Source organism: Streptomyces sp. NPDC017943, from assembly GCF_044328425.1.
GTDB classification, from domain to species: domain Bacteria; phylum Actinomycetota; class Actinomycetes; order Streptomycetales; family Streptomycetaceae; genus Streptomyces; species Streptomyces djakartensis_A.
The window spans coordinates 160,281-177,893 of sequence record NZ_JBIRHH010000004.1; the positions used below are offsets into that span (position 1 = coordinate 160,281).

General features: G+C 70.7%; 15 protein-coding genes and 2 pseudogenes. 12 read left to right on the forward strand and 5 right to left on the reverse strand.

The window, feature by feature from the left end; genetic code table 11:
- Positions 1 to 24 precede the first annotated feature (24 nt).
- Both ACH4C6_RS14285 and ACH4C6_RS14290 read left to right on the forward strand, forming a co-directional pair.
- Complete coding sequence (locus ACH4C6_RS14285) at positions 25 to 3,249, forward strand: hypothetical protein (protein ID WP_398108873.1); 3,225 nt, start codon at positions 25 to 27, stop codon at positions 3,247 to 3,249.
- Positions 3,246 to 5,999 carry a LamG domain-containing protein gene (locus ACH4C6_RS14290; RefSeq protein WP_398108874.1) on the forward strand — a complete coding sequence of 918 codons (2,754 nt, stop codon included), beginning with the start codon at positions 3,246 to 3,248 and terminating at the stop codon, positions 5,997 to 5,999. The genes ACH4C6_RS14285 and ACH4C6_RS14290 overlap by 4 nt, the downstream gene beginning before the upstream one ends.
- A gap of 18 nt (positions 6,000 to 6,017) precedes the next feature.
- On the opposite strand, the pseudogene ACH4C6_RS14295 reads toward ACH4C6_RS14290, so the two are convergent.
- Positions 6,018 to 6,236, reverse strand: a pseudogene (locus ACH4C6_RS14295) (HNH endonuclease); the annotation flags it as partial.
- Between the two features lie 84 nt (positions 6,237 to 6,320).
- Here ACH4C6_RS14295 and ACH4C6_RS14300 point away from each other — a divergent pair.
- From ACH4C6_RS14300 to ACH4C6_RS14325, 6 genes are all read left to right on the forward strand, one after another.
- Positions 6,321 to 6,782 (forward strand): hypothetical protein, encoded by a 462-nt coding sequence (locus tag ACH4C6_RS14300; RefSeq protein WP_398108875.1) that lies wholly within the window; start codon positions 6,321 to 6,323, stop codon positions 6,780 to 6,782.
- A complete protein-coding gene (locus tag ACH4C6_RS14305; RefSeq protein ID WP_398108876.1) occupies positions 6,779 to 7,297 on the forward strand; it encodes a hypothetical protein in 519 nt (172 codons plus the stop codon). The genes ACH4C6_RS14300 and ACH4C6_RS14305 overlap by 4 nt, the downstream gene beginning before the upstream one ends.
- A 71-nt stretch (positions 7,298 to 7,368) precedes the next feature.
- On the forward strand, positions 7,369 to 8,226 hold the full coding sequence (locus tag ACH4C6_RS14310; protein WP_398108877.1) for a peptidoglycan-binding protein: 858 nt from the start codon (positions 7,369 to 7,371) through the stop codon (positions 8,224 to 8,226).
- Positions 8,227 to 8,238: 12 nt separating this feature from the next.
- A complete protein-coding gene (locus ACH4C6_RS14315; protein ID WP_398108878.1) occupies positions 8,239 to 8,421 on the forward strand; it encodes a hypothetical protein in 183 nt (60 codons plus the stop codon).
- The gene (locus ACH4C6_RS14320) at positions 8,421 to 8,855 is read left to right on the forward strand and encodes a hypothetical protein (protein WP_398108879.1); all 435 of its coding nucleotides are present in this window, start codon (positions 8,421 to 8,423) and stop codon (positions 8,853 to 8,855) included. The genes ACH4C6_RS14315 and ACH4C6_RS14320 overlap by 1 nt, the downstream gene beginning before the upstream one ends.
- Positions 8,855 to 9,127: a hypothetical protein gene (locus tag ACH4C6_RS14325; protein ID WP_398108880.1), complete on the forward strand. Its 273-nt coding sequence runs from the start codon at positions 8,855 to 8,857 to the stop codon at positions 9,125 to 9,127. Before ACH4C6_RS14320 ends, ACH4C6_RS14325 begins: the two co-directional genes overlap by 1 nt.
- Before the next feature lie 1,151 nt (positions 9,128 to 10,278).
- Here the strand turns inward: ACH4C6_RS14325 and ACH4C6_RS14330 are convergent.
- On the reverse strand, positions 10,279 to 11,034 hold the full coding sequence (locus ACH4C6_RS14330; RefSeq protein ID WP_398108881.1) for a GntR family transcriptional regulator: 756 nt from the start codon (positions 11,032 to 11,034) through the stop codon (positions 10,279 to 10,281).
- A 146-nt stretch (positions 11,035 to 11,180) separates the two neighbouring features.
- Between ACH4C6_RS14330 and ACH4C6_RS14335 the strand changes: the two genes are divergently transcribed.
- The 3 genes from ACH4C6_RS14335 to ACH4C6_RS14345 all read left to right on the forward strand — a co-directional run bounded on the left by ACH4C6_RS14335 (position 11,181) and on the right by ACH4C6_RS14345 (position 13,023).
- Positions 11,181 to 11,519: a hypothetical protein gene (locus ACH4C6_RS14335; protein ID WP_398108882.1), complete on the forward strand. Its 339-nt coding sequence runs from the start codon at positions 11,181 to 11,183 to the stop codon at positions 11,517 to 11,519.
- Positions 11,520 to 11,811: 292 nt separating this feature from the next.
- Positions 11,812 to 12,282 (forward strand): glycine-rich domain-containing protein, encoded by a 471-nt coding sequence (locus tag ACH4C6_RS14340; protein WP_398108883.1) that lies wholly within the window; start codon positions 11,812 to 11,814, stop codon positions 12,280 to 12,282.
- Between the two features lie 72 nt (positions 12,283 to 12,354).
- Positions 12,355 to 13,023 carry a class I SAM-dependent methyltransferase gene (locus tag ACH4C6_RS14345; protein ID WP_398108884.1) on the forward strand — a complete coding sequence of 223 codons (669 nt, stop codon included), beginning with the start codon at positions 12,355 to 12,357 and terminating at the stop codon, positions 13,021 to 13,023.
- A gap of 187 nt (positions 13,024 to 13,210) precedes the next feature.
- Here the strand turns inward: ACH4C6_RS14345 and ACH4C6_RS14350 are convergent.
- A pseudogene (locus ACH4C6_RS14350) lies at positions 13,211 to 13,822 on the reverse strand (ATPase, T2SS/T4P/T4SS family); the annotation flags it as partial.
- A complete protein-coding gene (gene ssd / locus ACH4C6_RS14355; protein ID WP_398108885.1) occupies positions 13,819 to 14,928 on the reverse strand; it encodes a septum site-determining protein Ssd in 1,110 nt (369 codons plus the stop codon). The pseudogene ACH4C6_RS14350 and the gene ssd, both read right to left, overlap by 4 nt.
- A gap of 574 nt (positions 14,929 to 15,502) precedes the next feature.
- Between ssd and ACH4C6_RS14360 the strand changes: the two genes are divergently transcribed.
- Positions 15,503 to 16,336, forward strand: a complete 834-nt coding sequence (locus tag ACH4C6_RS14360; RefSeq protein WP_398108886.1) for an HAD family hydrolase — start codon at positions 15,503 to 15,505, stop codon at positions 16,334 to 16,336.
- Between the two features lie 350 nt (positions 16,337 to 16,686).
- Here ACH4C6_RS14360 and ACH4C6_RS14365 read toward each other — a convergent pair whose 3' ends face one another.
- Positions 16,687 to 17,508 carry an oxidoreductase gene (locus ACH4C6_RS14365; RefSeq protein WP_398108887.1) on the reverse strand — a complete coding sequence of 274 codons (822 nt, stop codon included), beginning with the start codon at positions 17,506 to 17,508 and terminating at the stop codon, positions 16,687 to 16,689.
- Positions 17,509 to 17,613 lie beyond the last annotated feature (105 nt).

Genomic DNA, 17,613 nt, shown 5'->3' on the forward strand with positions numbered 1-17,613 from the left:
GGCCCAGATCCGCGGAGGTGAGGAATGACGCAGCGCCTGCGGTTCGTCCTCGACGGCGACGACCAGCTCAGCCCCGTCCTGAACGGGGCCGGGGATGCCTCCGCCCGCCTGCACCGCCGTCTCAACGACGACATGAACAGCAACGCCCGGGCGGTGCGCGGGTTCACCCAGGACGCGGACGGACGACTGCGCGACCTGCGCGGCCGGTTCCTCTCGGCCGGGGACGCAGCCCGCATGATGGGCTCGGGCATGCCCGACCTGGCCCGCCGCCTGGGCGACGTGAGCGCGGCGGGCGGCGAGACCGCGATGGCACTGGGCCGCTCCGGTGGCGGCCTGGGCCCGGTCATGGCCGGGATCGCCGCGGTGGCGGGCATGTCGCTGCTGCCTGCCATCGGCGCCCTGGTGCCGATGATGGCCGGCGCGGGCCTGGCCGCGGGCACCCTCACCCTGGGCTTCAAGGGCGTGGGCGATGCGATGGAGGCCGCGGGCAAGGGCAAGGAGGAGTACGCCGAAGCGCTGAAGAAGCTGTCCCCGCCGGCGCGCGACTTCACCCGGGCGCTGGTGGACCTGAAGGGCAAGTTCGGCGGCATCGGCAAGGACATCCAGGCCGCGATGCTGCCCGGCTTCACCCAGGCCGTCAAGGCGGCCGCACCGGTAGTGAAGATCCTGGGCCGGTCGATGACCGAGCTCGGCGGCGCTTTCGGGGACGCGGCCGCAGGAGTCGGCCGCATGCTGCAGGACTCCGGCTTCCAGGACTCCCTCCAGCAGAACCTGAAGCTGGGCAGCGCCTTCGTGCGCGACATGACCTCCGCGATGGGCCCGTTCGTCCGCTCGCTGCTGGACTTCGGCGCCGCCTCCCAGCCCACCCTGCAGGCATTCTCAGACGGCATCTCGGGCCTGCTATCCAAAGGACTGCCCGGCTTCTTCCAGGGCCTGCAGAGCGGCGCGGCAGGGGCGGGCAAGTTCCTCGACGGGCTGTTCGACGCGGTGAACCAGCTACTGCCCGCCTTCGGCCGGCTCTCCGGTGAGATCGCAACCGTCACGGGCCCGATCTTCGGGGAGCTGTTCCGCGCCTTCGGCACCAGCGGCGCCGGAGCCATGGACATGCTGCGTGGCGCGCTGGTGATGCTGCGGCCCGCCCTGCGCGACCTGGGCTACGGACTGAAGACCGTCAACGACATCGGGCGGATCATCGCCCCCACCATGCGCGACACCGGCCTGGCGATCCTCGGCGCGTTCGCCCCACTCGGAAGCAAGATCAACGAGACGGCGGGGCCGCTGCAGCGCCTCAACCAGTGGGTCAACAACAACAAGGGCTCCATCATGGAGATGGCCCGCGTCTTCGCCAACGCCACCCTCGAGATGGTGTCCATGGCCTCGCAGGCCGCGCCCTTCCTCATCAAGGGCTTCACCATCGCATCGGCCGGGATCCTCGCCGCGCTCGGCGGAATCTCGGCCGGCGCCGCGAAGGCCTTCGGCTGGATGCCCGGCATCGGCCCCAAGGTGAAGGCCGCCAACGAGGCGTTCCAAAGTTTCAAGGGCACCTACCTCGGCGCGCTGGCCACGGCCGGCAAGAAGGCCAGCGACTTCGCCGCCTCCGTGGGCCCAAAGCTCAGCTCCGGAATGCTGAAGCTGAACATCAGCAACTGGAACTCCCAGATCACCGAGGCTAAGCAGAAGCTGAAGACGGTTCCGCCGGGCAAGCAGGCGGCCCTGAAGGCCCACATCGCCGACCTGGAGGCGAAGGTCGCCCGTGCTCAACGGCTGCTGAACGGCCTGGACGGCAAGACGGCCGACACCTACACGCGGCACCACTACATCAACATCACCGAGAACCGCACGATCTACACCGGTAAGGGCGGGCGCGGTCCCAACGCCGCGACGGGCGGCCTGTACACGGGCAGGGCGTTTACTCACCGCGGCTACAGCCAAGGCGGCCTCGTCGAAGGGCCGGGCACGGAAACGTCCGACGATGTCTACGCGCCGTGGCTGAGCAAGAACGAGTTCGTCATCAACGCCCGCCGCACCCGCCAGTTCCTGCCGCTGCTCAAGGCGATCAACAGCGGCACCTTCAAGGCGGGAGCGCTGACAGGATCGGGCGCCGGTACGGCGGGCGCAGGCATGGAGGCAGGGCGCGGGCTGGCATCGGGCATGCAGGGCGCGCGCGGGCTCGTCAGCAGCGCCGCTCGACTCATGGCGGCCTCGGTCACCCAGGGCATCCGGGACGAGCTGGAGATCCGCTCACCGTCGAAGAAGACGACGGCGCTGGCGAAGGACGTCGGCCGTGGCCTGATCAAGGGCCTGACCGGATCCCGCGACAAGATCAAGGCGACGTCGAAGGACCTGGCCAAGGACATCTGGTCGGCGTTCTCCGGCAGCAAGGACAATCGCCTGGTCGCCTACGTCAACAAGCACACGAAGACCCTGCTCAGCCTGGCGGGCAAGCGTGACTCGATCGCGGCGACGATCAAGCGCGCCAAGGATTTCGCCGAGTCCACCCGGGTCGGGGCCAAGCAGGCGGCCAACCTGGGCGGGATGTTCGAGGGCGAGGAGCAGGTCTCCGCGGCCGGCATCAACAGCAAGCTGCAGCAGCGGCTCGCCAAGCTGAAGACCTTCTCCTCGTACATCAAGTCCCTGGCGAAGCGCGGCCTGAACAAGACCATGCTGCGCGAGATCCTCACGATGGGTCCGGAGCAGGGCTACGCCTACGCCTCAGCGCTCGCCGGTTCGTCGGGCAAGCTCCTCTCCGAGATCAACTCCACCCAGTACAAGATCAATTCGCAGGCGGAGTCTCTCGGCCGGGCGGGCGCCGATGCCCTGTACGACTCGGGGAAGAACGCGGCGAAGGGCTACCTGAAGGGTCTCGACTCGCAGCAGGACGCGATCGAGAAGCAGATGGTGAAGATCGCCAAGGCCATGGACAAGGCGATCCGCAAGGCGCTCGGCATCAAGAGCCCGAGCACCGTCATGGCGCGACTCGGCGCCTACTCGACGCAGGGTCTGGCCCGCGGTCTCACCGACGCGCTGCCTGCGGTCGACCGCGCCCTGGGCGTCGTCACCGGCCGGGTCGCCGGGGCCCGGCCCGCCATGGCGCGGCCGGCCGTCGTCGGCGGCGGTGGCGGGGTGATGCAGGTGAACATCTCCGTGACCGACGCCCGGGACCCGGTGGCCACCGCGCGGGAGATCCGCCGGGAGCTGCTGGAGCTGAAGCGCGTGTTCGGTCTCAACGTCGAGCTGAAGGTGGGGTGAGGCAGGTGCCGCTGCTCGTCGAGGCAGGGTGGGGCGGACTGGTGCAGTACCCGTGGTCCATCACGTGGACGGACATCAGCCGCTACGTCGACACCAACAAGCAAGGGGTGTCGATCGCGCGGGGCGCCTCGGACGAGCTGTCCGAGACGCAGCCCGGGACGGCGACCCTGCGCCTGGACAACCAGGACGCGCGCTTCACCCCGGGCAACCCGGCCTCCCCGTACTACCCCTACGTCCGGCGCAACGCCCCCGTCCGGGTCTCGGTGGCCGTGATGCCGACCCGGTCGGGGGTCGCGCCGTACCCGATGGCCATGCTCGGCGACGACTTCGACGACGACCGCCTGTCCCCCACGCTGTGGACGAGCAGCGGTGGAGTCCTCGAACAGAACGGCGTCGCCCGGGTGCCGGTCAGCACCGCGGGCGACGCCAACCTCGTGTCGGCCCGGACGTGGAAGCTGACCGGCAGCAAGCTCACGGCCAAGCTCGCCAGGGTGCCCGCGGCGGGCGGCTCGTCCAACGCGGCCGCCTCGATGTGGGTCACCTCCACCACCTCGGGCACGCGGCTCGGCTGGCGCTACGACGCCCTCACCGGCGTCCTCGCCGCCATGAACCAGGTGTCCTTCTTCGACGGCACCCCGACCAACCTCACCTACTCCGCCATCGACCACGCATGGCTGCGCATCCGGGAGTCCGGCGGCACCGTCTACTGGGAGACCTCCAACGACGGGTTCATCTGGACCGTGCGCCGCACCCTGGCCACCCCGGCCTGGGTCGGCGCCCAGACCCAGGCGGCAGAGTTCCCCGCCACCCGCACCGGCGGCACCAGCGACTACATCGAGTGGGACCTGGTCGGCGCCGAAGTGCGGCCCCGCTTCTACGGGATGGTCAACCAGTTCCCCGTGGACTGGGAAGGCCTCGTCTCCACCGTCACCGTGACGTGCACGGACCTGTTCAAGCGCCTCAACCGGCTACCCGCCCTGCGGTCGATGCTGGCCCAGGAGATCCTCCACCAGGACGTGCCCGGCGTCGGCGACACCGTGTCCGCCTACTACCCGCTCACCGAGCCGTCCGGGTCAGCGGCCGCCGGCGACATCTCCGGCGGCGGCTGCGGCGCCCTGGCCGTCACCCAGCTCGGCTCCGGCGGCGCCCTGGAGTTCGGCGCCGAGGGCCTGGCCGACACCGGCGACACCTCCGTGGCGTTCACCCCGGCCAGCGCCAGCCAGGGCAAGTACCTCACCGGCGACCTCGGCGCCGTGTTCGAGGCGAACTCCGCCGCATACGCGCAGACCGTCGAGGTGTGGATCAAGACCACCACCGCAGGCCGGGTCATCCTCGGCATGTACGAGACGACCCTGGACCACCAGTACGTCCTGGCCCTCAACGCCTCCGGCGAGCTGGTCATCGAGCACACCGAGGCCGGCGGCACGCTCACCGTCTACAACAGCGCCCGGGTACTCAACGACGGGGCCTGGCACCACATCGTCCACGACGGCTACGGCAGCAAACGCCTCTACATCGACGGCGTGGCCGCGCCGTTCACCCTGTCCGTGGTGAACACCACCGCACTGCGCACCCTGCACATCGGCGGCTACCGCGGGGCGCGCCTGTTCAACGGGCAGATCGCCCACGTCGCGATCAGCCACGTCACCGGCAACATCGGCGCGACGATCTCCGCCGACCACTACACCGCCGCCACCACCGGCTACGCCGGCGAGGCGGCAGACGATCGGATCGTGCGCCTGGCCCGCTACGCCGGGCTGTCCTCGGTCACCGTGCTCGGCGCCACGCACGACCCGATCGCCTCACAAGGGCCGGGCGGCTCCTCGGTCGTCGCGCGCATGCGGGAGGTGGAGGCCACCGAGTCCGCCCGGCTGTTCGCCGAGCGCGACTACTACGGCCTGGCCTACCAGTCCCGCGACGTGCGCTACAACCCCGACCCCTCGTCCGAGGTGTTCACCATCAACTACGCCGACCTGGAGACGAAGGGGGTGCAGCTGTCCGACGACGACCAGAAGCTGGTCAACATCGTCGAAGCGTCACGGCCGGGCGGCGCGACCCAGCGCGTCACCGCGCCCCAGTCGATCCTGGCGTTCGGCGAGTACGAACAGTCCCTCAGCGTCCTCAAGACCACGGACAACTCGGTGCTGGACGCGGCGTACTGGCTGGTGTCCCGCTACGCCAACCCCGGGCCCGAGCTGCGCGAGGTGCCGATCGAGGCGCACACGATGCCCAACTACCTGGACATCCTCGACGCCGACATCTCCAGTTACTTCTCCGTGTACAACCTGCCCGCCCAGGCGCCGGCCCCCTCGCTGCGCGTCACCGTCGAGGGCTACACCGAGACGATCAAGGAGCAGTCGCACCTGATCCAGTTCCACACCTCCGCCTCCGTCAACGACTCCGTCTGGGTCCTCGACGACGCGGTCTACTCCGTCCTCGACTCCACCACGAGGTTGGCTTACGCCGAGACCTTGTCAGCCCTGGCTCTGACGTCGGCGTTCCTGGGCGCGCAATCTGTTGCACTCGCGGCACTGCCAGCCGCTGCCGGCGTACTTCTTGCCGTACTCGGCCCGAGGGTGTCCAGCCGGGCACGTCGCGCTCTGCGTCTTCGGACGCGGGAGGTATCGAGCCCGGAGCTTGGCCCGATTGCACTCGGTGCACCACCACTTCCCGCGCGAGTCACGCTTGCCGAACGCCTCGCGAGGGTGACCCGCCGGGCACGCCGTGCGTCCCGCATAGCGGACCGATAGTCCGCGCCGGACGTTCTCCGAGTTGGTCGCCGGCGTGCAGTGATACGGGTTCACGCACCTCCTGTTGTCGCACGCGTGGTCAAGGGTCATGCCGTCCGGGATGGGGCCGACAAGCCAGGTGTAGAGCAGGCGGTACACGTACCAGGGCCGGCTGTCGTAGTTGACCTGCGGCCGCCCGTCGGCAGTGTGGCTGCCCGCCCAGGTCCAGCAGGCGCCCGACTGCTTGACCCTCGCCATGACCGACTCTCGGGTGTTCTTCACCCGTTCAGTTTACCGAGACTAGTGGCTCATCCGAGGATGAACCGCAGAACGGAGCCCCTCGTGCCGATCGCTGTCGTGCGCGCAGAGACGTTCTACCTGCCGCCGTCCCACATGCCCCGCGACGCCTGGGCCGACGTCCCCGCCGCCGAGTTGGTCTGGCGGTGGATCGAGTACCGGATGAACCGCCGCGCCGTCCCGCCCGAGGAGAGCGTCGACGAGTCGTATTACGCGCGCATCAACCAGAACCGGTGGATCGCCGACTGCAGCAGCTGCGGCTCGGCGCAGGTCGTCTCTCCGGCGGACCCGCGGTACGCGTGCACGGAGTGCCAGTGGGGATGGTGCACCGTCATCTACCCCGAGGACGTCGCCGCCGTCGAGGCTGGCCTTGCCGGCCTGAAGCCGGTCCTGCGGAACTGGTGGCACGACGACGATCCCGAGAACCCCGCCGCAACCCGGCAGGGGCCCGTCGAGGACGCGCCGCAGGGCGTGGACCTCCCGACTATCCAGGGCAGGCCCGCATGACGTTCGTCCCGAGAACCTGGGTAGTCGGTGAGGTCGTCTCTGCGGCGATCATGAACCAGGAGATCCGCGACCAGTTCAACAGCTTCTTCGGTGCGTGGACGACGTACACGCCGTCGTGGCTCGCGGAGGGCGGGGCGGCCCCCACCCTCGGCAACGGGTCCATCGTGGGCCGGTACCTGAAGGTCGGCCGCACTGTCGACTGGGTCATCCAGCTGACGTGGGGATCCAGCTCTGCAGCGGGCGGGGGCGGCGGGTCCGAGAACTGGATGTTCGGACTGCCCGCCGCCCCGGCCGCGGGCTTCACGTACCGCATCGCCTACGTCGACGTCTTCGACGCCTCCACGTCGCTGCACTACAGCGGCAACGCGATCTACAACACGGGCTCCGGTGGCGTCGTCAAGACGCTCGTCTCCAACCGGGCGGACGCCTCCGGCATCTGGGACAGCCAGCTGCCCATCGTGTTCGCGGCCGGCGACATCGTGTACATGTCCGGCCGCTACGAAGCCGCCGCCTGACCCACCCCCACCCCCACACCCCGCCCGCCCCGCGCCGTCCGGCCCGGGGCTTCTTCATGCCCGGAGGACACATGCCCGACCTGTGGATGCCCGGCGCGACCCGGCTGGACGTGGGCGACCACGCACCCACCGACGGCGGCCAGGCCAAGGCCATCGCGCACATCACCTGGGACCGCAACGCCACCGCGGCCAAGCCGCAGGACCTCGTGCCCTACATCAACCTGCGGTCCTACTTCGCCGGCAGCGGCGCCGGCAGTGCACCGCACATCCTGTGGGACCCCTTCGAAGGACGCTTCACCCAGTTCCTCCCCGCCAACTCCCGCAGTAAGTCCCTCGCCGACAAGCCCGGCGGCACCCGCACCAACCGCGCGGGCAAGGTCGTCCTCCAGGTCGAGGCCCTGTTCTTCCCCTACTGCCGCGTCGGCAGCACCGTGTACGCCCGCCTGGTCGACACCCCGTGCAAGGGCTGGGACCGGCTGCAGGAGTGGGTGCACTCCTGGGGCGTGCCCAACCGGTGGCCCATGGGGCGCCCCACCGACTTCGTCCCGCACCGGAGCGCGTCCGTGTGGGAGGGCGAGGGCGGCTGGTACGGGCACAGCCAGGTCCCGGAGAACGACCACCAGGACCCCGGCAGCTGGCCCCAGTTCGTCGGCGCGCCGCCCGCCCCGAGCAACCCGAAGTACGAGCCCTTCCCCGGTGCCGCGTTCTTCACCGCCGGCCGCCGCAGCCCGATCATCGCCGCCATGCACAAGCGGCTCGTCGCCGAAGGCTGCAACAAGTACCAGTCCACCGCGAACGCCGACGTGTGGGGCTCCGGTGACGAGCGCTCCTATGCCGCGTGGCAGCGCAAGCTCGGCTACGCCGGCGCCGACGCCGACGGAAAGCCCGGCCCCACCTCCTGGTCCAAGCTCCGCGTCCCCAATGTCTGAAAGGACTCCACCATGAAAATCTCCAGCATCGCCAAGTCGCTCGTCGCTGGTATCGCAGCCGGCGCCACGGCTGCCGTCACCGCCGTCCAGGACCAGGTGCTCACCACCGGCGAAGGCGTCACCATCGTGCTCGCCGTACTCGGCGCCTGGGGCATCACCTACGCCGTACCCAACCGGCCGAAGACGGACGCCTGATGTGGGGCGCGGCGGCCGTGCGGCGGTTCTCCCACCGCCGCGCCTTCCTCGTCATCCTCGGCTGCGGCTGGGCTGGCTACGGCGGACTGGGCATCATCGACCAACCCCGCTACGGCACGGCCCGCGGCCTGGCCGACCTGACCCGGCACGTGCCCGGAGGCCTCGACACCCTCGGCTGGATGTGGGTGGTGTGCGGAGCGGTCGCCGCGGTGGCCGGCCTGCTCACCGCATGCCCCCGCGCGCAGGCCGCCGGGTACGTCGCGCTCGCCGTCCCAGGCGGTCTGTGGGCCGGAGTGTTCGCGGCCGCGGCGGCGAGCACGTACCCGCCGGCGGTCGGGTCGGCGTGCGGGTGGGGGGCGTTCACACTCGGCGTGGTGCTGGTCGCAGGTATGGACGACCCGCTCCCGCTGCACCTGAGAAAGCGAGGCCGCTGATGGATGTGGGGGCACTGGTCGGCGGGGCGGTCGCTCTGGTCGTGGGGCTGCTGTCGTGGGGGCAGTCGAGGGCGACCAACCGGCGGGCCGACTTCAAGGAGATCACCGACCGGCTCGACCGGGAGCTGGCCGACGAGCGTAAGCAGCGCAAGCTGCTGGCGTCCTACGTCGTCGACATCTGGCGGTGGGCGAAGAAGGTTGGCCCGGATACACCGGCCGGGCCGGCACCCGAGCCTCCGACCGAACTCGATCTGGCACCCTGGCGGCAGTAACAGCGCGGGCCAGGGCGCCAGTACCCCAGGACAACTGCACATCGACTCGGTAGTGGCACCGTTGGGGGTGGGTCGACCTGGGAATCGACCCACCCCCAACAGCGTTCTGGTCCTGCCGCCCGGAATTGCTTGGGACATGTTCCGACACAGCAGCACCTGTGGTCTCACCCCACCAGGGGAGACCCTTCGATACCAACGGGGGGGGTGCTGCGGGCTGCCCTCCACAGCGCAGGTGTGTGGGCGGGCAGTGAACCGCAGTAGCCGGTATCTACTTGCAGCTACGCGAGCAGTGCTCGGCGGGTTCACAGCAATCGCCAAAGAGTGCGAGAAGGGCCGGGTGATCACCATCACCCGGCCCTTCCCCCTGCTACGCGAGCAGGGGTCCCGTCCCTGTCGACAACAGGGAATGGCGTGGTAGGAGCGCGCCCCCACGGCATGCTCCGTACCGTCCTTTCCCTTCGACGGGGACGGAGTGAGGTGTCGCACCAAACGTCCTACGGAGGCGACATTCGGTGCGGCACCTCGAGCTCCGACCCTTCGGTGAAGCCCCAGACGCTGGTCGGCGATTTTCCATGGGTTGTCACCATCGCCAGCACAACGGGGTAGCGTCAGCCCACAGACGACCCGCGTCCACCAGTCACTACGGAGCCACAAAGGCTCGGGTTCGCGGTATCTGCACTGTGGCTGTAAATGATTGCTGGCTCAATGAGGTGATGGAGAGGGCCGGGCGGTGCATCCCCGGCCCTCTCCGGCTGCCACCCTTCCTGTCCCCTAGGTGTGCAGCGTCCCGCCCCGATGGCAGCAGGGCGGGCCCAGCCGAGTGCCCCGATGATGACTCGGCTGGCTCTCGCTGATACTGCGAGAGTCTGACCGTCAAGCCCTGGTGAGCCTTGACGGAGCGAGGGAGCCCGTGACCTGAAGGCGCGAAGCTCCAGGTCACGGACCGCTTCCCCACCTCCGTCGGGGGTGACGGCGGAGAGGAAACACCGTAGCGGCACCCTTACACAGCGGGTGGTCGCCTATGACGACGGCAGTTGTCACGGTGTCTGCATCTTGTAACGTGCTCGCCCCGACTCCAGTTCAATGCCATGCACGAGAAGTTCGCGGCCCCGCCCTCTTCGGAGGGCGGGGCCGCTTCGTCATGCCTGGAGTCAGTCCTCAAGGTCGATACGGAAGTCGACGATGGTGGTGTCCCCGCGGCGCACGATCGGATGGGCGACCTCGACGACTCGGCCGGTGTCGGCGATGTGCTTGCGCGTGTACCGCAGCACCGGCACGCCGGCACCGATCCTCAGCGTGGTCGCCTCCACCTCGTTCGGCATGGCGGCGGTGAAGCTTTCGGCGACCTGCGTGACGCGGATGCCGAGACTCCCGAGCTGTGCCCGGGTTCCGCCGGGCCAAGGCTCGTTGATGGGGTCGGCCACCGGGGTGCCTGCAACGTCGGACCACCGGACGTAGCTGGTGGACATCTGGGTGGGCTCGTCGTTGTCGTAGAACACGAAGTGGCGCGCGAGCAGCCGCTCGCCCACCTCGCACTCGAATAGGGCCGCCAGTTCGGCGTCGGCCTGGACCCGCTCGAACCGCTTGTCGAGCCGGTACTCGGACCAGCCGATGCCCTGGTCCCGGGTGTAGGGCGTGGACTTGGCGCCTGGGGTGGAGCGGTAGCGGTCGGCCGCCATGCGGTGGATCGGGGGCCGGGGGCGGACGCGCGTGCCGGCGCGGGCCCGGGACTCGACGAGCCCCTCGTTGCGGATCAGGTCGAGCGCGTTGCGGACGGTGGTCTGTGAGACCCGGTAGTGCTCGCACAGTTCGGGGATGGTCGGGATCTGGTCGCCTGGCCCCCACTCGCCGGAGGAGATGCGGCTTCGCAGGTCGGCGGCGATGCGCAGGTACTCAGGCTGTGCCACCACGGCACCCCCATTCCGAGTGATCGCGTCAATCTGAGTACACATACTTTGCCCTCCCACTTGACCAGCGCCAAACGCGGCGACAATCTGAGTACAGATAAGCACTATCCGTACTCAGATAACCACCGTTGCGTCGGGGGACAGCTATGCCCGAATCGGGTCACGCGTGGCAGAAGGCGTTCAAGGGGGAGCCGGCGGAAGCCGCTCACGTCCGGCTGTGGACAGCCGGCCGCGTACACCACCCCGACGCCCCGCTGCTCGCCCACGAGCTGTACCTCGCCGTACTCAGCTCCGGCGCCGCCGCCATCGAAATGACCCTGTCCACCGCCGGGCCCCGCATCCGCATCACCGCCCAGGGGGCGGACCCGCTGCCGCTGCTGTCCTCGCACGGCCCCGCCTGGACGCTCATCACGGGCCTGTCCCACTCGGCCGGACTGACGACCGACGAGCGGGGCGTCTGGGCCCAGCTGGGCGGACGGAAGTGACACGGCCGGAGCCGCCCTCCGCGGCCGCCTTGACCTGGGCGCAGCACTCCGGTTGGGCCTGCTGCTTCTGCGGCGCCTCGCTCCGCGAGACCGGCGGCATACCCGCAGGTCGCGCGGTGGACCAGTCCGGTGCGCACGACCTGAGCGTCGACGTGTACGCCTGTCCGCCCCTGTCGGGCTGCGGCCAGCTGCACCACCTACAGACTCCCGCCCGCGCCCAGCTCCACGAGCCCGGCGCGGGCGGGCCAAGGCGCCTCCGACCGGGGGCGCCCGTCCACACCAGGAGGAAGACGTGACCATCACGTTAGAGCGCCCCGTGGGCACCACCGACCCGGCCACCCTCGTCGACCCTGAGGTGACCGACCGGCTCGCCCGCCGCATCACCGCCGACCACCCGGAGATCGCCGAGGCGACCGCCCGCCGCATCGTCGGCCAGGCCGCCGCCTTCATCGCCGCGTCCGGCAACCAGCCGGGCCAGGCCCTCGCACCGAGCAAGCTGGTCGATGTCGGCTGGCACGCATTCATCCTGCACACCGTCGACTACGCCCGCTTCTGCGAGCAGGTCGTCGGCCGCTTCGTCCACCACGTCCCGACCGAGGAGGACGACGAGACGCCGGACGGCGCACAAGCCACCCGCGAGCGCACCCTCGCCGCCATCACGGCCGCCGGGTACGCCGTGGACGAAGAGCTGTGGCCGGACATGGCGGACTGCACCCAGTGCCACGCCGGGTGCACCGACAGCCCCAACAGCGGCAAGCAGTAACGCGCCCATCGTGCAAGACTCCAGCCGTCCGGCGTCACAGCCGGGCGGCTGGCCCTATGAGCGGAGCACCACGTGACAGAAACCGCGATCGCCTGGGACACCTACTCACGGCAGCGCCCGGAGCGCCGGCCGGTCAACGGCCGCGGCGAGTCGACCTGGTTCAACTGGACCCAGTACGAGGACCACGGCCCCGGCGCCAGCCTCCTCGAAGCGCTGCCCGGCTCGCGGGTACTGGACCTCGGGTGCGGCAAGGGCGGCAACGCCGCGCACCTCGCCGCGCTCGGCCACCGCGCGGTCGGCGTGGACATCTCCCCGAAGCAGCTGACGGCGGCACGCGACCGCTGGGGGCAGACGGCCGGCCTAGAACTGCACCAGGCGGACGCCCTCGAGTTCCTGCGCGAGGACCGAGAGGGGTTCGCCGCGGTGTACTCGGTGTACGGCGCCGTCTGGTTCACCGACCCGGCTCGGCTGCTGCCCGCGATCCGTGAGCGACTGCACCCGGGCGGTCGGCTGGTGTTCTCCCAGCGGCCGCCGATCGAGGGCTGCTACGGCTGCCAGGCCTCGTACATCCCGCGCGGCGCCGACGAGGACCCGCTCGTCGTGAAGCGCTGGGACTACGAGCCCGACGCCTGGGAGCATCTCCTGGCTGAGCACGGCTATATGGACGTGCACGCTTCCGTCCTGGCCGCGCCCTCGGGCACCCGGCGAGTGGGGACGCTCGTCGTCACCGCCCGCGCCTGACCACTTCCCCCGCAGCCCGGCCGGCGCCTCCCCCCGATGCCGGCCGGGGCCGCTTTCTACGCTCACCTTGGATTCGAAGGCGTGACCGGAGGACGGCGAATCGCACCACAAAGCCGCAGGTCAGAATCCCTCCGGATCACTTTACGTGCGCCCATAAAGTGATCACTCAGTAGAGGCGTCATCAAGGCATATTTGGGTTCCCGCTGCCGGTGCCCCCGCTGACCAGGAAGGAGAGCCGGGCGTCGAGCAGGGCGCGCAGGACCCGGTCGCCGCCGGGCGGCACCGTGCCCGCTGCGACCAGTTCCCCGAGGGTGAAGGCCCGCGGCCGGACCACGCGGAGGGACAGGCAGGCGCAGTCCACGGCCACCGGTGGCAGCACGGCGTGCAACCGGGTGCCGTCAGGCAGCCGGGCGTCGGCCCAGGGACGAGCGTCGTCCAGCCGGCGGCCCGCCACGGCGGCCAGTCGCTGGGCCAGCCTCCGCACGGCCGCGGCGTCCGCGAACCGTACCGGCGTCAGCTCCAGCCCGCCGCCCCGGTCCACCCAGACCCGGTCCGGGCCCGACACCAGCACGTCGGTCACCGACGGGTCGGCGAGCAGCGGCTCCAGCGGCCCGCTGCCGACCAGTTCGGATCGCAGCCGGGCAGCAGCCCCCAGGACCTCGGCGTCCCCGAGCACCCGGCCCTGGTCCCGCAGGGCCTGCGCCACGCGTGCGGGGGTCGGCTCCGCCCCGCTGTCGGCCAGCCACCGCCGTACGCCGTCGAGCAGCTCCGCGCCCTCGGGTCCGGTCAGCGTGCTCATGCCGCACCCGCCTCGACGAGCGCCCGCTCCCAGAACTCCCGGCAGAACCGGGCGAGCGGTCCGCGCGGAGCCGCACCCGGGGGTGCCGCACCTCCGTCCGGTCGCAGCAGCCCCGGCTCGACCGGCACCTCGCCGGCCAACGGCAGCCCCAGCAGCCGGGCCACCTCCCGGTCGTCGAGCCCCGGCGCGTGCGGGCCGCGGACCGCGACCCGCAGATCCCGCAGGACCATGCCGATCGCGGACGCCACCCGGCCGGCAGCGGCCACGGCCCGCAGCTCCGAGGGCACCACCAGCAGACCCATGTCGAGCTGGGTGAGCACCTCGGCCACACCGTCGTCGATCCGGCGCGGCAGGTCGACGACCACCGTGCCGCCCCGCCGGCGTGCCGCCGCCAGGACCGCGCGCACCGCCGGGGGCGGGACGGCGATCCGATCGCCCCGGTCCCAGCTGAGCACGCGCAGCGAGTGCAGCTCAGGCAGCGACTCCTCCAGGGCGCCCCCGCCGACGCGCCCTCGTGAGGACGCGAACGCCGGCCAGCGCAGCCCCTCGGCCGTCTCCCCGCCGAGCAGGACGTCGAGTCCGCCGCCCAGCGGATCGGCGTCCACCAGCAGGGTGCGCAGTCCCTCCCGCGCGGAGGTGACGGCAAGGGCGCAGGCGAGTGTGGACGCGCCGGCCCCGCCGCGGCCGCCGACGACCCCGACGGTGAGGGCCGGCCGGCCCACGCCCTCGGCGACGTCGGCGATCCGGTCGACCAGCCACTGCTCGCCGTCGGGCAGCATCAGGACGTGCTCGGCGCCGATCTCGACGGCCCGCCGCCACACCCCCGAGTCGTCCTGGTCCCGTCCGACGAGGACGACACCCTTCCTGCGGGCGGCGCCGCGCACCCGCCGCGCCGCGTCGTCGCCCACGAGGACGAGCGGTGCGGCCTCCCACCCGCCTCTGCGCTCGGGCACCCCGTGGTGCACCTCGGGTGTGGCGCCCGCCGCGGCGCACAGGCGCAGCAGGTCGTCGAGAAGGTCGGTGTCCTCGGTGACGATCAGCGGCCCACCCTGTCGCCCTGCGGCGGGCGGCGGATCGTGTGTGACGGTTCCGGCCACGGTCTCCATCCCCCTTCACTGCTCACGGAGCCCTTGCGGCCCCGCGATTCCCAATACGCCGGGAGAACCGGCAACGCGGCCTCCCTCGGAACGGCCGACGGAAACCGGCCAAACGCCTCCCCGCAATCGCCGGGCGGCCAAGGAAGTCGCCGCGAGCGGGGTGCGCTGGAATCACGGTGCAGCGATCCCGGAAATCGTGTGGATCTTGGTGAAAAACTGTGGACGGCCCGGGGGTTGTGAATATCGCCGTCACCCAAACCGGTGAGGCCTGCAGACCCTCCGTGCGACTTCCACAGAGGAGTCCGACGGCTACACACAGTGACGATTCCAGGGCGCGCCGAAGGAGCGGCCGCGGCCGCTGCGAGGCGGCGTCAAGGCCGCGCGAAGGAAGGAAAAACCCACCCGGACATGCGACGACCCCCGCCGGGGGGGAGAGCGGGGGTCGTCCCCACGGCCGACTCGGGGGGGGGAGGAGTCGGGCCGGGTTAGCACGGTCGCGAACGATCCGTGACTTCCATGGTGTACCCGAGAGCCCTCTCAGGCAAACCCACGCGCCACACCTTACGCCGAATGGGCTGCCCCTATGCTCAAGGGCGTGGAAAACCACTCCTTGCCCCGCACAGCGGCCTTCTTTGACCTGGACAAGACGGTCATTGCGAAGTCGAGCACGCTCACCTTCAGCAAGTCGTTCTACCAAGGCGGTCTGATCAACCGCAGGGCCGTCTTGCGGACCGCGTACTCCCAGTTCGTCTTCCTGGCCGGCGGCGCCGACCACGAACAGATGGAGCGCATGCGCGCCTACCTGTCCGCACTGTGCCGCGGCTGGAACGTCCAGCAGGTCAAGGAGATCGTCGCCGAGACACTGCACGACCTGATCGACCCGATCATCTACGACGAGGCCGCCTCCCTCATCGAGGGGCATCACACCGCCGGCCGCGACGTGGTGATCGTGTCCACGTCGGGCGCGGAGGTGGTCGAGCCGATCGGCGAACTCCTCGGCGCCGACCGGGTGGTGGCCACCCGCATGGTCGTGGGCGAGGACGGCTGCTTCACCGGCGAGGTGGAGTACTACGCGTACGGCCCCACGAAGGCCGAGGCCGTCAGGGAGCTGGCCGAGTCCGAGGGGTACGACCTCAGCCGCTGCTACGCCTACAGCGACTCCGCCACGGATGTGCCGATGCTGGAGTCCGTCGGCCACCCCTACGCCGTGAACCCGGACCGCGCGCTGCGCCGCGAGGCCCTCGCGCGGGGCTGGCCGATCCTGGACTTCCACCGTCCGGTGCGGCTCAAGCAGCGCATGCCCGCCTTCTCGGTGCCACAGCGTCCGGCGCTCGTCGCGATCGCCGCGATAGGTGCGGCGGCGGCCACCGCGGGACTCGTCTGGTACGCCAGCCGGCGCCGGACATCGGCCGCCTGATCGCCCCGCACGGACGCCCTGTTTGAACCTAAAAGTAAAGAACTGCGGCCCGGACTTCCGCTACCACCGGGTCAGGAGTACAAAGGATTCAACGGCCCGCGAGACCAAGGACATCCGAAAGGATCACCTTTAACACGCATTTGGCCCCACGGACCGCGCATGAACACCGGGCACCCACGCGACGTCGACCCGTCGATTACGGGCCAGCCGCACCAGGTGACGGGCAAAGTCCCCGGCCTGATGGGCACATATCGAGGACGCTTGGTAACCCGATGGTCATGCCAGCGGCGGTACGAGTTCTCGTACCGCCGCATTTTCGTGTTCCGGACGTTCCGGCGGGTGCCGCGGCGTCACGCGGCTCCGCGCTGCAGTGCCTCGCACACCGCCGTCGACTCCCGGGCGCCCAGTTCGACCGCCCTGCCGCAGTGGGCGATCCATGCGGCCATTCCCTCGGGGGTACCGGAGACATAGCCGTCGAGCGCCTTCAGATAGGCGGCGCGGCCCAGTTCGCCGTGACCGACCTCGGCCGGGCAGACGGACTTCGGGTCCAGGCCGCTGCCGACCAGGACGATCCGCTCTGCGGTGCGCGCGACCAGGCCGTTGTGCGAGGTGAAGGGGCGCAGCGCCAGCAGTTCGCCGTGCACCACGGCCGCCGTGACCAGGGCGGGAGCGGAGCCGCCCGCGACGATCAGCTCGGCGAGTCCCTCCAGCCGGCCGTGCGTCTCGGCGGCCTCGGGCAGGGGCAGGCCGACCAGGGGTTCGTCGACGGGCTCGCCCTCCTGGCGGGGGCGGCCCACGTGGTCGGCCTGCTCGGCGGCCGCCACGAGGTGCAGCCGGGCCAGGACCCGCACCGGTGACTGCCGCCAGATCGACAGCAGCTGGCCCGCCTCCGCGGTGAGCCGCAGCGCGGCGCCCACGGTGCGCGCCTCGGCGTCCCCGCTGAAGTCCGTACGGCGGCGCACCTCCTCCAGGGCCCAGTCCGCACCCGACAGCGCGGCCGAGCCGCGGGCACCGCGCAGGGCCGCCTCGGAGGTGATCTCGTTGCTGCGCCGCCGCATGATCCGGTGCCCGTAGACCCGGTCCACGGCCTTGCGCACGGACTCCACGGAATCGGCCACACCGGGCAGCGTGCCCAGGGCCGCGAGCGGATCGGTCGCACCTGCTGTACTCATGAGTACGACCCTACGCATCCCGCGGCCCCACCCTGCGGCGGAGTGGCCTTCTTCACGCGCACGTAGGGGCCTTCCGTCGCTCCACTCGCGCGTGGAGCGACGGAA

Coding starts and splice junctions, on each gene's coding strand:
- ACH4C6_RS14305 (WP_398108876.1), top strand. CDS start 6,779: ATGACGTTCGTCCCGAGAACCTGGGTAGTCGGTGAGGTCGTCTCTGCG.
- ACH4C6_RS14315 (WP_398108878.1), top strand. CDS start 8,239: ATGAAAATCTCCAGCATCGCCAAGTCGCTCGTCGCTGGTATCGCAGCC.
- ACH4C6_RS14365 (WP_398108887.1), bottom strand. CDS start 17,508: ATGAGTACAGCAGGTGCGACCGATCCGCTCGCGGCCCTGGGCACGCTG.
- ACH4C6_RS14360 (WP_398108886.1), top strand. CDS start 15,503: ATGCTCAAGGGCGTGGAAAACCACTCCTTGCCCCGCACAGCGGCCTTC.
- ACH4C6_RS14320 (WP_398108879.1), top strand. CDS start 8,421: ATGTGGGGCGCGGCGGCCGTGCGGCGGTTCTCCCACCGCCGCGCCTTC.
- ssd (WP_398108885.1), bottom strand. CDS start 14,928: ATGGAGACCGTGGCCGGAACCGTCACACACGATCCGCCGCCCGCCGCA.
- ACH4C6_RS14310 (WP_398108877.1), top strand. CDS start 7,369: ATGCCCGACCTGTGGATGCCCGGCGCGACCCGGCTGGACGTGGGCGAC.
- ACH4C6_RS14325 (WP_398108880.1), top strand. CDS start 8,855: ATGGATGTGGGGGCACTGGTCGGCGGGGCGGTCGCTCTGGTCGTGGGG.
- ACH4C6_RS14335 (WP_398108882.1), top strand. CDS start 11,181: ATGCCCGAATCGGGTCACGCGTGGCAGAAGGCGTTCAAGGGGGAGCCG.
- ACH4C6_RS14285 (WP_398108873.1), top strand. CDS start 25: ATGACGCAGCGCCTGCGGTTCGTCCTCGACGGCGACGACCAGCTCAGC.